Here is a 13,233-nt window from a genome sequence, read left to right as displayed (position 1 = left end):
TTCTGGGTGCGCCGGCCTGGCGCGCTCCAACTGTAACCGGGCGACGCGGGTTCGTCGGCGCCCGGCGCTCCGGATGTGCAGGCCGCATGCAGACCGCCGCAGCCTGTGGACGAGCGGATGCCGCGGCGCGACGCCTGCGGCATGCGTCGCCGCCTAGACTGACGGGGTGACTGGCTCGGGGGTGGCACGCGGCCGGCTCTCACCGCTGTCGATCGCCGGGTGGGCCGGGCTCGCCGTGCTGCTCGTCGGAGCCTTCCTCGCCGCCCTCGGCGGGCTCAACCAGACCACGTACGGCGCCGCGACGTTCGTCGAGCGCTACCTCGACGCCATTGCCGACGACGATCTGGCGACCGCCGTCACGACGCCCGGCGTCGCCCTCGACGCCGACGAGCTCGAGGCGAAGGGGCTGTCGGCCGACATCTCCACCGCGATGCTGAGATCCGATGTCATCGAGGCCGGGCCCGAAGACGTGCGCATCGTCGACGACGTCGTGAACGACGACGGAACGCACACCGTCACAGCCAGTTACCGGCTCGAGACGGCGATCCTGCAGACGTCGTTCGACGTGCGGCCGATCGACCCCCTCTACGGCGTGCTGAACCGCTGGGAGTTCGTCGAGAGCCCGATCGCGGTCGTCGACGTCACCGCTGCGCACTACCCCGTCTTCACGGTCGGCGACCTCACCCTCGACACGCGCGCCGGGAAGACCGGCGACGAGCTGAGCGCGTTCACCCAGACCGCGCCCTACCTCGCGATCGCGCCGGCCGCGTACGTGTTCGGCGCTTCCGACACGCTCGTCGCGGCGGCGCCGGTGCCCGCCACGACCGAGCCCGGCGCGAACGTCGCCGTGACCGTCGACGCCCAGCCGACCGCCGACTTCAACACGCGCGTGCAGACCCAGGTCGACGCGTACCTCGACGGCTGCGCGACCCAGGCGGTGCTGCAGCCCGCTGGCTGCCCGTTCGGCATCGAGATCGACGACCGCGTGCTCGGCACGCCCGTGTGGTCGATCGTCGAGTACCCCGAGGTCGTGCTCACGGCGGGCGAGACGGCATTCGACATGCCCCCGACGGCCGGCACCGCCCACATCTCGGTCGAGGTGCAGTCGCTCTTCGACGGCGAGATCAGCCAGCTCGAGGAGGACCGGCCCTTCAAGGTCGCACTGAGCGCGACGATCCGTCCCGACGGCAGCATCGCGATCCAGCTGCAGCAGACCGACTGATCCCGCGTTCCCTCGACCACGGCGAGATCGCCGCGGCGCGACCGGGGTCAGCCCTGCCGATCGTGCTCGGCGATCGCCGCGAGGCGGGCGTTGTAGGCTTCGAGCTCGGCGTCGCCCGTGCGGTCGGCATGCCGGTCGCGCCGCTTCGACTCCTTCTGGTCGCTGCGCGACCACTGCACCGCGACGGTGATCGCGAGCGCCACGGTCGGGATCTCGCCGATCGACCAGGCGAGCCCGCCGCCCATCTGCTGATCGACGAGCGCATCGGTGCCCCAGCCCATCGCGCCGTACCAGTCGGCGAGCAGCAGGCCGGCGCTCGACATGATCGCGAGGCCGAAGAATGCGTGCAGCGCCATGGTGCCGAGCAGCAGCACGAGCCGGAACGGGTACGGCAGGCGGTACGGCACCGGGTCGATGCCGATGAGCGACTGCACGAAGAGGTACCCCGTGATGAGGAAGTGCACGATCATCCACTCGTGCCCGATGTGGTCGACCATCGTCCAGCGGAACAGCGGCGAGTAGTAGAAGACCCAGAGCGACCCGGCGAACAGCACCGCCGCCACGATCGGGTTCGCGATGACGCCCGCGAACTTCGAGTGCACGGCGAGCAGGATCCACTCGCGGCCGCCGCGCGACCCGTCTTTGCGGGCCTTGATCGCGCGAGCTGCGAGCGTGACGGGGGCGCCGGGCACGAGCAGCACCGGCACGGCCATCGTCAGCACCATGTGCGCCGCCATGTGCGCCGAGAACAGGTACTGCTCGTAGGCGTTCACGCCGCCGTTCGTGATGTACGCGAGCAGGAGCATGCCCGAGACCCAGAGCACCGAGCGGTACACGGGCCACTTGTCGCCGCGACGCCGGAGGCGCCAGACGCCCGCGAGGTAGAAGAAGATGCCGAACGCGCAGCCGAGGATCCAGAGCAGATCGAGGTTCCACTCGGTGAAGTAGCGGTACAGGTCGGGCCACGGCGGCAGCGGCTCGCCCGTCAGGATCTCGGCCGGCGTCTGCGCGATGACGCCCGGCTCCTCGGCCACGGGCGTCGCGGTACGGGCGAGCGCGGCGGCCACGCCGGAGGCGATGCCCATGAACGCGAGCTCGGCGACCACCAGCACCCAGAACTCGGAGATGCGGGATGCCGGGCGGGCGCCGGCCGCGCCGGAATCGGCCGCGCGCGACATCCGCCCGATCAGGTACCGGCGCTGGATCGCCCCGAACCCGCCGAGCGCGAGCAGCGCGAGCAGCTTCACGACCACGAGCACGCCATAGGGCGTGGCGAGCTGGCTCCACGTGCCGATGCGCAGGGCCGCGTTCGCGTACCCCGAGACGGCCACGACGATGAAGCAGATCAGGGCGACGGTCGAGTAGCGCGCGAGCACGACCGGCAGCCGCACGCCGTCGAGCTCGCGGCGCAGCAGCACGATCGTCAGCAGCCCGCCGAGCCAGACGGCCGCGAACACGAGGTGCAGGCCGAGCGACGTGATCGCGGCGTTGTGCCCGGCCGTGCCGGCCGAGTGCCCCTGCTGCGCCATCGGCACGAGCGAGACGACGGCGAGCACCGCCACGAACACCAGGGCGGTGTGGTTGCGCACCGCGAAGCAGAGCACGGTGACCGCGGCGCCCACGAGGGTCGTCGTGAGCCACGACTGCCCGAGCGGGATCGTCGTCAGGAACTGCCCGAGCTGTGCGCCGAAGGTGTCGCCGAGACTCAGCGGAACGCCCGTGACGACGAGGAACGTGAGCAGGCCGGTCAGGGCGCTGGCCACGGTGAACACGGCAGCGGATGCGGCGGCGACGTCGAGGGCGACGTCGAACTCGCGCCGCTTCGGGGTCAACGCCCAGACCGCGAGCACGAGGGCGCCGAGCATGCCGGCCGCACCGAGGTTCACGAACAGCTTCGCGATCGGCAGGCCCCAGCGGGCGAAGGGCCCCGGGTCCTGGATCAGCTGCGGCGCGGCTCCCCCGCCGTAGGCGAGTGCCGCGACCGTCGCCACGAGCGCGGCGACGATGAGGGCGGCAGGGCCGAACACACGGACTGAGCGGGGCACCGGACAAGCCTACGCGGCGCACGGCGCCTGCCCGGCCACAGGAGGTTACGCGGGTGGCCGGGCAGCGGCGGGACGCGGAGCGCGACGACGTCCCGCCCCGGCCGCGGCAGGCCGAGTGCGACGACGGGCCCAGCCGCAGCACGCGGAGCACGACGACGTCCGCTCGGCCGCATCGCCCGTGCACGACGAAGGGCGCCCGGCCGCAGCCGGACGCCCTTCGGGGTCGCGAAGTTACTTCGCGGCAGCCTTCAGCTTGGAGCCTGCCGAGACCTTGACCGAGTAGCCGGCCGGGATCTGGATCTCGGCGCCGGTCTGCGGGTTGCGGCCCGTGCGGGCGGCACGGTGGGTGCGCTCGACGGCGAGCCAGCCCGGGATGGAGACCTTGGTGCCCGAGCCCACGGACTCGGCGAGGGCCTCGAAGAGGCCGCCGAGAACGGCGTCGACGGTGGCCTGGCTCTGCCCGGTCGACGCAGCGACCTTCGCGACGAGCTCGGTCTTGTTGAGCGACTTGTCAGCCATTGAATGTCCTCCTCGGACGTTCGCTGTTCTGTACAGCAGTTTTATGAATTTCGGGAACGATCGTTCAACCGCCCCCGTGGCCGTTCGGGCCGCCTCGAATGTAGCAGAGAACCCCGGAATCTCGCGGATTTCCGGCCTTTTCGGGCAGGGATGACCCGGCGTGTCGCGCCGTGACGACCATGGCGGCCCACCGATCGAGGTCGCGCGATGCGCGCCGCGGCCGCCCGCGGCATCCGTCATCGATGCCCGGAGACGACGAAAGGGGCGCCCCGGAGAACCCGGGACGCCCCTTTCGGAAAGCGGGTGCTTACCAGCTCGACTTGGTGATGCCGGGCAGCTCGCCACGGTGCGCCATGTCACGGAAGCGGACGCGCGAGACGCCGAACTTCGTGAGGACACCGCGGGGGCGGCCGTCGATGGCGTCACGCGAACGCACGCGGATGGGCGATGCGTTGCGGGGGAGCTTCTGCAGGCCGACGCGAGCGGCCTCGCGGGACTCGTCGGTGCCGTTCGGGTCGACGAGGGCCTTCTTCAGCTCGAGGCGCTTCGCCGCGTAGCGGTCGACGATCACCTTGCGCTGCTCGTTGCGCGCGATCTTGCTCTTCTTCGCCATTGTTTAGCGCTCCTCTCGGAAATCGACGTGCTTGCGGATCACCGGGTCGTACTTCTTGAGCACGAGACGGTCGGGGTTGTTGCGACGGTTCTTGCGGGTCACGTAGGTGAACCCGGTGCCTGCCGTCGAACGGAGCTTGATGATGGGACGGATGTCCTGCTGCTTCGCCATTAGAGCTTCACCCCACGAGCCTGGATGTCCTTGACGACCGCTTCGATGCCACGGGCGTCGATCACCTTGATGCCCTTGGCGGACACGTTCAGGGTGACGTTACGACGAAGCGAGGGCACGTAGTAGGTCTTCTTCTGCACGTTCGGGTCGAAGCGGCGCTTCGTCCGGCGGTGCGAGTGCGAGATGTTGTGACCGAAGCCGGGAACGGCTCCAGTCACCTGGCACACTGCTGCCATTGGTCTTTCCTCCAATACCGAGGGGCGGATGCCCCTCCCAAGGTCTCTTGTCTGCTGACGACCACACGCCGGAACCCGCGATTTCTCGCGGGGAACGAAGTGGGATTGTCGCGGTCTGGGCAGTGGATGTACCCAGCCAAAGGTACAGTCTACCAGAGAGGCCGATCACGGCCGAATCGAGCGGATGCCGCGGCGGGCTGCCGCGACATCCGCCCAGGGGTTCAGCTGGTCAGGGTCGAGACGTAGTCGCTGTTGTCGGCGATCCACTGCTCGACCACGGGGCCGTAGTCGTCGGAGTCGTTCTCGTTGAACATCGCGTTCTCGAGCGAGTACAGCAGCTTCGAGTCCATCGTGAAGGCGCTCAGCCAACCGGCGAGGGTCGGGTGGGTCTCCTCGAACGACGCCGAGCCGAACGAGTGGATGCCCTCCGAGCCGCCGAGCGCGCCCTCGGGGTCCTCGAGGTCCTTCAGCGGGAACGCGTCGTACGCCCAGTGCGGGCTCCAGAGCGTGACGGCGATGTTCTCCCCGGCTTTCGTCGCCGCGGTCAGCTCCGAGAGCATCGCGGGCGTCGAGCTCGTGAGGTACTCGAGGTCGTCGAGCCCGTAGGTCGGAATGACCTCGTCGGTCGTGACCCGGTTCAGGCCCGACCCCGGCTCGATGCCCACGAGGCGGTCGCCGAACAGGTCGGCGTTGTCGGCCAGCTCGTCGAGCGAGTCGATCGGGGCGTCGGCGTTCACCGCAATGGTGAGCTTCGCGTCGCGGTTCCATGCGCCCAGGTCGACGATGTCGTCGCCGTACTCCTCGACGTAGTCGGCGTGCGTCGTCGGCAGCCAGGTGTCGAGCGTCACGTCGTAGTCGTCGCTCGCGAGCCCGCTGTACACGGGTGCGGGGTCGGCGTAGTCGATCGTCACGTCGTAGCCCTGCTCGGTCAGCACCGCCTTCCAGAGCTCGCTCGCGGCGACGCCCTCGTCCCAGCCGTTGAACACGGCGATCGTGACGTCCTTCTGGTCGCCGTTCTCGAGGGTCTCGGCCTCGCCGCCGTCGGCCGAGCAGCCGGCCAGCACGAGGGCGGATGCCGCGGCGAGCGCGAGGGCTCCTGCAGACACGGACTTCTTCATGGTGTTTCCTTTCCTCCCGCGGGCTGTGGTCCGCGGGTGTTGGGGATGCCGCGCAGGCGCGCGACGGGGCGGCGACGGCGATCGGATGCCGCGGCCGGGGTTCTGCGGAGGTCAGGCCGTGCGGGCGGGCACGGGCGCGTCGGCCGCAGGTGCCGCCGAGGCAGCGGTCGGAGACGTCGTCGCCTGCGCAGCGGCATCCGGAGCACTGGTCGCCGATGCGCCGGTCGCGGGTGCGCTCGTCGCCTGGGCGCCCGTCGCCTGGGCAGTTGTCGCCTGGGCACCCGTCGCCTGGCTCGACGACTTCCGGCCCGCGCGACGCCGGCCCGCGCCGGAGCCGAGCGCGCCAGTGATGCGGTCGAGGATGATCGCGAGGATCACGACCGAGAGACCGGCCTCGAAGCCGAGGGCGACGTCGATGCGGTTGAGCGAGGCGACCACGTCGCCGCCCAGTCCGCCTGCGCCGACCATGCCAGCGATGACCACCATCGAGAGCGAGAGCATGATGACCTGGTTGACGCCGGCCATGATGCTCGGCATCGCGAGCGGCAGCTGGATCTGGCGCAGGATGCGGCCGGGCGAGGCGCCGAAGGCGTGACCGGCCTCGACGACCTCCTTGTCGACGCCGCGGATGCCGAGCTCGGTCAGCCGCACGCCGGGGGCCATCGCGAAGACGATCGTCGCGACGATGCCGGGCACGACGCCGACGCGGAAGAGGATGAGCGCCGGGATCAGGTAGACGAACGCCGGCATGGTCTGCATGAAGTCGAGCACGGGGCGCACGATCCTCGACGCGAGGTCGGATCGGGCGGTCCAGATGCCGACGGGCACGGCCAGCGCGATCGCGATGGTGCTCGCGACGAGCACGAGTGCGAGCGACTCCATCGCGTGGTCCCACTGGTCGACGCCGACGATGACGAGCAGGCCGAGGGCGGTGCCGAGCGACAGCTTCCACCCCTTGAGGAACCAGGCGAGCGCGGCCAGGGCCACGATCACGATCCAGAACGGCGGGGTGGCGAGCACGAACTCCACCGCGTCGTAGAACGCGAGGAAGACCGTGCGGATGATCGCGAAGAACCACCCGAGGGTGTCGGTGAGCACGTCGATGAAGCCCTCGGCGAGGTCGCCGAGCGGAAGTCGGAAGTCGTTCATGCGAGGCTCCCCCTCAGGGCTGCGAGTTCGTCGGCGGGCACCGGCGTGTCCGGTGGGGCGGCGGCCGCGGTCTCGCGGAGCGTCGCCGTCATGACGTCGACGGGCACGGTCGCGGGCGTCTGCAGCGCCTGGAGCTCGCCGGTGTCGGTGCTCACGTTGCCGAGCGCGGCGAGCAGGGTCACCCGGGGCACGACCCCGAGGAGGCGGCCCTCGTCGTCGACCACGGCCAGCGGCAGGTCCTGCTCGACCGAGCTCTCGAAGAGCTCGGACAGGTGCGTGTCGGGTCCGACGACGGGGTAGTCGTTCGAGATCGCGCCCTCGAGCGAGCGCTCGCCTCGCCGGACGAGCCGCAGCACGTCGCGGTCGTGGGCGACGCCGAGCAGCCGCCGGCCGGCGCCGACCACGAAGACCATCGACGTCTGCAGGTCGCGCATCGCGCGCAGGGCCGCGCGAGGTCCGGCCGAGCCGGAGGCCATCGCCCGGGGCGTCTCCATGACGTTGCCGGCGGTCAGCACGCGGGCGCGGTCGACGTCCTGCACGAACTGCGCGACGTAGTCGTCGGCCGGGTCGGTCAGGATCTCCTCGGCGCTGCCGATCTGCACGACGCGGCCGTCCCGCATGACGGCGATGCGGTCGCCGAGGAACATCGCCTCGTTGAGGTCGTGCGTGATGAAGACGATGGTCTTGCCGAGTTCCTGCTGGAGCTCGACGAGCTGCTCCTGCATCTCGCGACGGATGAGCGGGTCGAGCGCGCTGAACGCCTCGTCCATGAGCAGGATGTCGGCGTCCGCTGCGAGCGCCCGGGCGATGCCGACGCGCTGCTGCATGCCGCCCGAGAGCTCCGACGGCATGCTGTCGGCCCACTCGGCGAGTCCCACCCGCTCGAGCACGCGCTGGGCGCGCACTCGGCGCTCCGACGCCGCGACGCCCTGGATCTCGAGCCCGTAGGCGGTGTTGTCGAGCACCGTGAGGTGCGGCAGCAGCGCGAAGTGCTGGAACACCATGGCGACGTGCCGACGACGGATGCCGCGGAGTCGGCGGGGTGCGACGCCGGTGAGCGTCTCCCCCATCACCGTGACGGTGCCGGCGGTGGGCTCGACGAGCCCGTTGAGCATGCGGATGAGCGTCGACTTGCCCGAGCCGGAGAGGCCCATGACGACGAAGATCTCGCCCTGGCGCACGTCGAAGTCCACGTCGACGACCGCGGCGGTGCCGAGCGGTGCGAGCTCGGCGCGCGTCGCGCCGGCTCGCAGGCGTTCGAGCGCTTCCGCCGGGCGGCGACCGAAGAACTTGGTGAGCCCCCGAACCGCGAGCGCGTCGACGGGGGCGAGGTCGGCGTCGGATGCTGCGCGCGGTTCGGCGGCAGTCCGCCCGCTGTTGCCGGGCTGTTCGGGGATGCTGTGCTGCTGGGGGATGCTGTGCTGTTCGGGCATCGAAGGTGCTCCATCGGCACGTGCGGGAACCGCAGCCGGGTGCAGGGAGGCAGGCGGGAGCGCACGCGTCACGGCCGGGTTGCGGCGATCCGGGATCCGGGACTCAAGCAGCGACGGAGGTCGTGCGAATCCCGGCTCCAGCGCGCATCGCCATCGGGGCGATGCACCACGCGCGGAACCGTACGACCTCCGAGGTGAGTGCCGCCGGGGCGGCCTCGCCCGGAGGGCGCGGACTGGGTTGGGCGGCCCGTCAGGGCCGCATTCAACCGTATGGCCCTCCGACGGGGGTCGCCAAATCCCTCACTCGGAAATCGTCCTGATCTGGGGTTCCGTGCCCTCAGGTTTCGGAATGCTCCTCCGTGAGAGCAGTGCCGCGGTGAAGAAGCAGAGCGCGCCGAGCGCGGTGCCGAGGTTCGCCCAGAGCTCGCTGACGAGATCGCCGGAGGCGCGCAGCACGTAGGCTCCGAGCGCCGAGGCGGCGAACGCGACCGATCCCGCGGCGTTCAACCAGGTGCCGTGCCACGTGCGCGCGTCGAGGTCCCACAGGGTCCCGCGGTCCTTCGTCGCGATGACGGCGAGCGTGCTCGACACGAGGAAGGCGAGCGAGCCCCAGGCATCCGGCTTCCAGCCCGCGCCGGCGAGGTCCGGGCGGGCGAGGGCCGCGGCGAGCGCCGCGCCCGTCGAGATGTTGAACAGCAGCGTTCCGGCGAACTGCACGGCCGCCGCCCACCAGTCCGCGCGGTCGGCGGGGTTCGTGTCCTGGTGCGGCGCCGAACGACCGCTGAGGCTCAGCTGGATGAACGCGGCGGCCGTGAAGAGCACCGATCCGACCACGAAGGTGGTGGCGGTGCCGACCGCGCCGATCCATGCGGCGTACCAGGGCAGGGCTCCGGCGAAGAAGCAGGCCGACCCCGCGGCAAAGCCCCAGGCCTCGCGACGCAGTCGCCGCACCGTCGAGACGCGCGGCTCGGTGGTCTCGCCCACGGCAGACGCCTCTCCGCGATCAGTGGTGGAACGTCGGCCCGAGTCCCGGGTGCGGCATCGGCGCCTCGAGCGAGTCGAGGAACGCCGTCTCGGTGCGGATGTCGCGCAGGAGGTCTTCGGCGAGATCGTGGCTGAGCCCGTCCCGGCTCACGATGCGCATGACCGTCTGGTCGGACTGCTCGCCCGACAGCGGATACGCCGGCACGAGCCATCCGCGGATCCGGAGTCGCTCCGACAGGTGGTACAGGGTCCACCTGTCGGTGTGCCCGGGCTTCAACCTCCACGCGAAGACGGGGATGTCGCTGCCGTCGGTCAGCAGCTCGTAGGCGTCCATGCGGCCGATGGCGCCCGACAGATAGCGTGCGACATCCTGCGTCGTCTGCTGGAGCTGCCGGTACCCGTTCCTGCCGAGGCGGAGGAAGCGGTAGTACTGCAGCAGCACCTGTGCGCCGGGGCGCGAGAAGTTGAGCGCGAACGTCGGCATCTCGCCGCCGAGGTAGCTCACGCGGAACACCAGATCGTCGGGCAGTGCGGCGACGTTGCGCCAGACGACCCACCCGACCCCCGGGTAGACGAGTCCGTACTTGTGCCCCGACGTGTTGATCGACTGCACGCGCTCGACCCGGAAGTCCCACTCGAGCTCGGGCTGCAGGAAGGGCGCCACCATGGCCCCCGAGGCGCCGTCGACGTGCATCGGGATGTCGAGCCCGGTCTCGGACTGGATCTGGTCGAGCTTCGCCGCGATCGTGGCGACCGGCTCGTAGGCGCCCGTGTACGTGACGCCCATGATCGCGACCACGCCGATGGTGTTCTCGTCGACGACGTGCTCGAGGCCCGTGCCGTCCATGAGCGGATGCTCGTCGGTCGTCGGGATGAGCCGCATCTCGACGTCGAAGTAGTTGCAGAACTTCTCCCAGCACACCTGCACGGCCGAGCTCAGGATGAGGTTCGGCTTCTCGGCGGGCTTGCCCGCCGCGCGCCTCGCGTGCTGCCAGCGGCGTTTCAGGGCGAGGCCGCCCAGCATGCACGCCTCCGACGATCCGATCGTCGACGTGCCGATCACGTCGTGGCGGTCGGGCGCGTTCCAGAGGTCGGCCAGGATCCGCCAGCAGTACTCCTCGATCGCGGCGGTCGCGGGGTACTCGTCCTTGTCGATCATGTTCTTGTCGAACGCCTCGGCGTAGAGGCGATCGGCGTGCTCGTCCATCCACGTGCCGACGAAGGTCGCGAGGTTGAGCCTCGCGTTGCCGTCGAGCATCATCTCGTCGCTGACGATGCGGTAGGCGGTCTCCGGCAGCATCGATCCCTCGGGGATCTCGGTGTAGCGCGCCGTCGTCGACTCCCCGACTCGGCTGAATGTGGGCAGGAGTGCCTCGTCCTCTGACGCCATGGATCTCTCCTTCGAGCGGTCGGTCGGCTCCGGCCTGAACGCATGCGGGAGCCGACGACCGAGGAGGTGCCCGCTCCCCAGGTCGGTCACCGTCTACCCGCCGAACGATACGCCGGATCGAGGGCGCTCCGACACCCCTCGATCGGGCCACGCGAGCGCGGGCGCGAGCGGGTCAGCGGCTCTCGGCCGCCTGCGACGCCGTGCACTCGGCGCACAGGCCGAAGATGTCGACCACGTGGGCCGCCTGCGTGAAGCCGTGCTCGGCCGCCGTGCGCTGCGCCCACGCCTCGACCTCGTCGGCGGCGATCTCGACGGTGCGACCGCAGTTGCGGCAGATGAGGTGATGGTGGTGGCCGGTCGTGCTGCACGCCCGGTAGAGCGATTCGCCCTCGGGCGACTGCAGCGAGTCGGCCTCCCCCGTTGCGGCGAGGTCGCCGAGCGCGCGATAGACGGTCGCGAGTCCGATCGGCGAACCGCTGGCGTGCAGCGACGAGTGCAGCGCCTGCGCGCTGATGAACCCCTCGGTGCCGTCGAGGGCTTCGCGAACGGCTTCGCGTTGCCAGGTGTTGCGCTTCATGCGGTGCGTGCGTCCTCTGCGGTCTCCACGGGTATCGCGGACGCCCTCCACGGTAGTGCCCGAACCTTGGAGCCGGCGAGCGCGACGATCAGGAACGTCGTCGCCGTGAGCACGATCGCCGGCCCGGCGGCGACCGCGAGCGAGCGTGATGCGAGCACGCCGAGCACGCCCGAGGCGGCACCGACGAGGGGCGCGACGACGAGCATGCCGCGGTACGTCGTGGTCACGAGTCGCGCTGCCGCGGCCGGGGCCGCGATGAGGGCGATCGCGAGGATCGCGCCGACCGCGGGCAGGGCGCTCACGACGGTGGCTGCCGTGAGGCCGAGCACGAGCAGCTCGACCGGCCACTCCCGGTAGCCCGCGGCGCGGAACCCCGCCTGGTCGAAGGTCGAGAACACGATGCGACGGCCGAACACGACCACCAGCACGAGCGCCGCCAGGCCGACGGCGACGGCGAGGGCGATGTCGGCGTTCGTCACGGTGAGGATCGAGCCGACGAGCAGCGACTCGGGCTGCACGGGCAGGCTCGGCACGACGGCGGCCAGGATGGCGCCTGCGGCGAAGCCGCCGGTGAGCACGATGCCCGCCGCCACCTGCGCTCCCTGGTTGCGCACGCGGGCGATGCCGGTCATCACGAGCACGAGCACGACGGATACCGCGGCCGCACCGAGCGGCACGCTCACGCCGAGCGCCGCCGCCGCGACGGCGCCGGGGTAGGTGCCGTGCGTGAGCGCCTGCGCGAAGAAGGTGCGCTTGCGCAGCACCACGAGCGTGCCCACGAAGCCGCCGACCGCGCCGATCACGGCCGCGGCGAGCATGGCGCGTTCGAAGTAGGTCACGGTCGCCCCTCCCCCGCGTGCGCCACGGCCCTGGCGGTGGGCGCAGCGGCGCGGAGCCCGTCGCGACGAGCACCCCGTCGCCCGGCGGCCGAGACCAGCAGGCTGCCGAGCAGCACGACCGCGTAGGCGAGCACGAACACCGCGACGATGGTGCTGCCCGCCGGCAGGTCGACCCCAGCCCCGACGCTCGCGGCGAAGCCCGCCGATAGCCCGAGCCAGGAGGCGATCGCGGCGAACGCGCCCGCGATCGGGAAGAGCCGCCAGAGGCGCCCGCTCAGGAGTCGTGCGGTCGCACCGGGCACGACGAGCAGGGCGAGCACGAGCAGCGACCCGACCGTGCTCGCGCCGGCCACGACCACGAGCGCGACCGCCGCGTTGAGCGTGAGGTCGAGCGCGAACTCCCGGTTGCCCGCGGCACGACTGCCTGCGGGGTCGAAGGCTCGGAACACCTGCTGCTTGGCGGTGATGCCGACCATCGCCAGTGCGATCGCCGAGATCACGACGAGCGGCACGACGTCGCTCGGCGGAATGGTCAGCACCCGCCCGAACAGGAGCTCCTCGAGCGCCCCCGCATAGTCGTCGCTCCGCGACACGACGATCACGCCGATGCTGAACGCAGCCGTCAGCACGACGGCGATGCCCGCGTCGTTCGCGATGCCCGAGCGCAAGAGCCAGGTGAGCGCGACGGCGCCGAGCAGGGCGGCGATCGCCGCGCCGGGCAGCACCCCGGCCGCTCCACCGACCGCGAGCCCGATCGCGAGTCCGGGGAACACCGCGTGCGTGAGGCCGTCGGAGATGAACTCGAGGCCGCGCAGGTTCACGAGCACGCCGACCACGCCGGCGACCACGGAGAGCACGAGCATCACGAGCAGCGCCCGCGACATGAACGGCAGCGCGAACGCGCCGAACAGGGCGTCGACGAGGCTCATGCGGCGCT

Annotated in this window: 14 protein-coding genes; 1 reads left to right on the top strand and 13 read right to left on the bottom strand. The window is 71.0% G+C overall.

Going from position 1 to position 13,233, the window contains the following annotated elements; genetic code table 11:
- Window positions 1-166: 166 nt before the first annotated feature.
- The gene (locus ACFVS8_RS16360; protein ID WP_387064534.1) at window positions 167-1,222 is read left to right on the top strand and encodes a hypothetical protein; all 1,056 of its coding nucleotides are present in this window, start codon (window positions 167-169) and stop codon (window positions 1,220-1,222) included.
- A 47-nt stretch (window positions 1,223-1,269) separates the two neighbouring features.
- On the opposite strand, the gene ACFVS8_RS16355 is transcribed toward ACFVS8_RS16360, so the two are convergent.
- The 13 genes from ACFVS8_RS16355 to ACFVS8_RS16295 all read right to left on the bottom strand — a co-directional run bounded on the left by ACFVS8_RS16355 (window position 1,270) and on the right by ACFVS8_RS16295 (window position 13,225).
- A complete protein-coding gene (locus tag ACFVS8_RS16355; protein WP_387064532.1) occupies window positions 1,270-3,267 on the bottom strand; it encodes a cytochrome c oxidase assembly protein in 1,998 nt (665 codons plus the stop codon).
- A gap of 231 nt (window positions 3,268-3,498) precedes the next feature.
- Window positions 3,499-3,786, bottom strand: a complete 288-nt coding sequence (locus ACFVS8_RS16350) for an HU family DNA-binding protein (RefSeq protein WP_056007305.1) — start codon at window positions 3,784-3,786, stop codon at window positions 3,499-3,501.
- A 307-nt stretch (window positions 3,787-4,093) separates the two neighbouring features.
- Complete coding sequence (gene rpsN / locus ACFVS8_RS16345; RefSeq protein WP_055853966.1) at window positions 4,094-4,399, bottom strand: 30S ribosomal protein S14; 306 nt, start codon at window positions 4,397-4,399, stop codon at window positions 4,094-4,096.
- 3 nt (window positions 4,400-4,402) lie between these two features.
- A complete protein-coding gene (rpmG, locus tag ACFVS8_RS16340; RefSeq protein WP_067880809.1) occupies window positions 4,403-4,570 on the bottom strand; it encodes a 50S ribosomal protein L33 in 168 nt (55 codons plus the stop codon).
- Window positions 4,570-4,806: a 50S ribosomal protein L28 gene (gene rpmB, locus ACFVS8_RS16335; RefSeq protein ID WP_136708936.1), complete on the bottom strand. Its 237-nt coding sequence runs from the start codon at window positions 4,804-4,806 to the stop codon at window positions 4,570-4,572. The genes rpmG and rpmB overlap by 1 nt, the downstream gene beginning before the upstream one ends.
- A 221-nt stretch (window positions 4,807-5,027) precedes the next feature.
- Window positions 5,028-5,924, bottom strand: coding sequence for a glycine betaine ABC transporter substrate-binding protein (locus ACFVS8_RS16330; RefSeq protein WP_387064528.1), 897 nt, complete (start codon window positions 5,922-5,924; stop codon window positions 5,028-5,030).
- Between the two features lie 111 nt (window positions 5,925-6,035).
- Window positions 6,036-7,073 (bottom strand): ABC transporter permease, encoded by a 1,038-nt coding sequence (locus ACFVS8_RS16325; protein WP_387064525.1) that lies wholly within the window; start codon window positions 7,071-7,073, stop codon window positions 6,036-6,038.
- Window positions 7,070-8,506: a glycine betaine/L-proline ABC transporter ATP-binding protein gene (locus tag ACFVS8_RS16320; protein WP_387064522.1), complete on the bottom strand. Its 1,437-nt coding sequence runs from the start codon at window positions 8,504-8,506 to the stop codon at window positions 7,070-7,072. The genes ACFVS8_RS16325 and ACFVS8_RS16320 overlap by 4 nt, the downstream gene beginning before the upstream one ends.
- Window positions 8,507-8,806: 300 nt before the next feature.
- A complete protein-coding gene (locus tag ACFVS8_RS16315) occupies window positions 8,807-9,490 on the bottom strand; it encodes a hypothetical protein (RefSeq protein ID WP_387064519.1) in 684 nt (227 codons plus the stop codon).
- Window positions 9,491-9,509: 19 nt separating this feature from the next.
- The gene (locus ACFVS8_RS16310; RefSeq protein WP_387064516.1) at window positions 9,510-10,880 is read right to left on the bottom strand and encodes a glutamate decarboxylase; all 1,371 of its coding nucleotides are present in this window, start codon (window positions 10,878-10,880) and stop codon (window positions 9,510-9,512) included.
- Window positions 10,881-11,052: 172 nt separating this feature from the next.
- Complete coding sequence (locus tag ACFVS8_RS16305) at window positions 11,053-11,457, bottom strand: Fur family transcriptional regulator (RefSeq protein WP_387064513.1); 405 nt, start codon at window positions 11,455-11,457, stop codon at window positions 11,053-11,055.
- A complete protein-coding gene (locus ACFVS8_RS16300) occupies window positions 11,454-12,296 on the bottom strand; it encodes a metal ABC transporter permease (protein ID WP_387064510.1) in 843 nt (280 codons plus the stop codon). The genes ACFVS8_RS16305 and ACFVS8_RS16300 overlap by 4 nt, the downstream gene beginning before the upstream one ends.
- On the bottom strand, window positions 12,293-13,225 hold the full coding sequence (locus ACFVS8_RS16295; protein ID WP_387064508.1) for a metal ABC transporter permease: 933 nt from the start codon (window positions 13,223-13,225) through the stop codon (window positions 12,293-12,295). The genes ACFVS8_RS16300 and ACFVS8_RS16295 overlap by 4 nt, the downstream gene beginning before the upstream one ends.
- Window positions 13,226-13,233: the final 8 nt, after the last annotated feature.

The sequence above is a fragment of the Agromyces sp. NPDC058110 genome (assembly GCF_042884735.1).
Classification (GTDB): domain Bacteria; phylum Actinomycetota; class Actinomycetes; order Actinomycetales; family Microbacteriaceae; genus Agromyces.
This window is presented reverse-complemented; position numbering and strand designations above follow the sequence as displayed.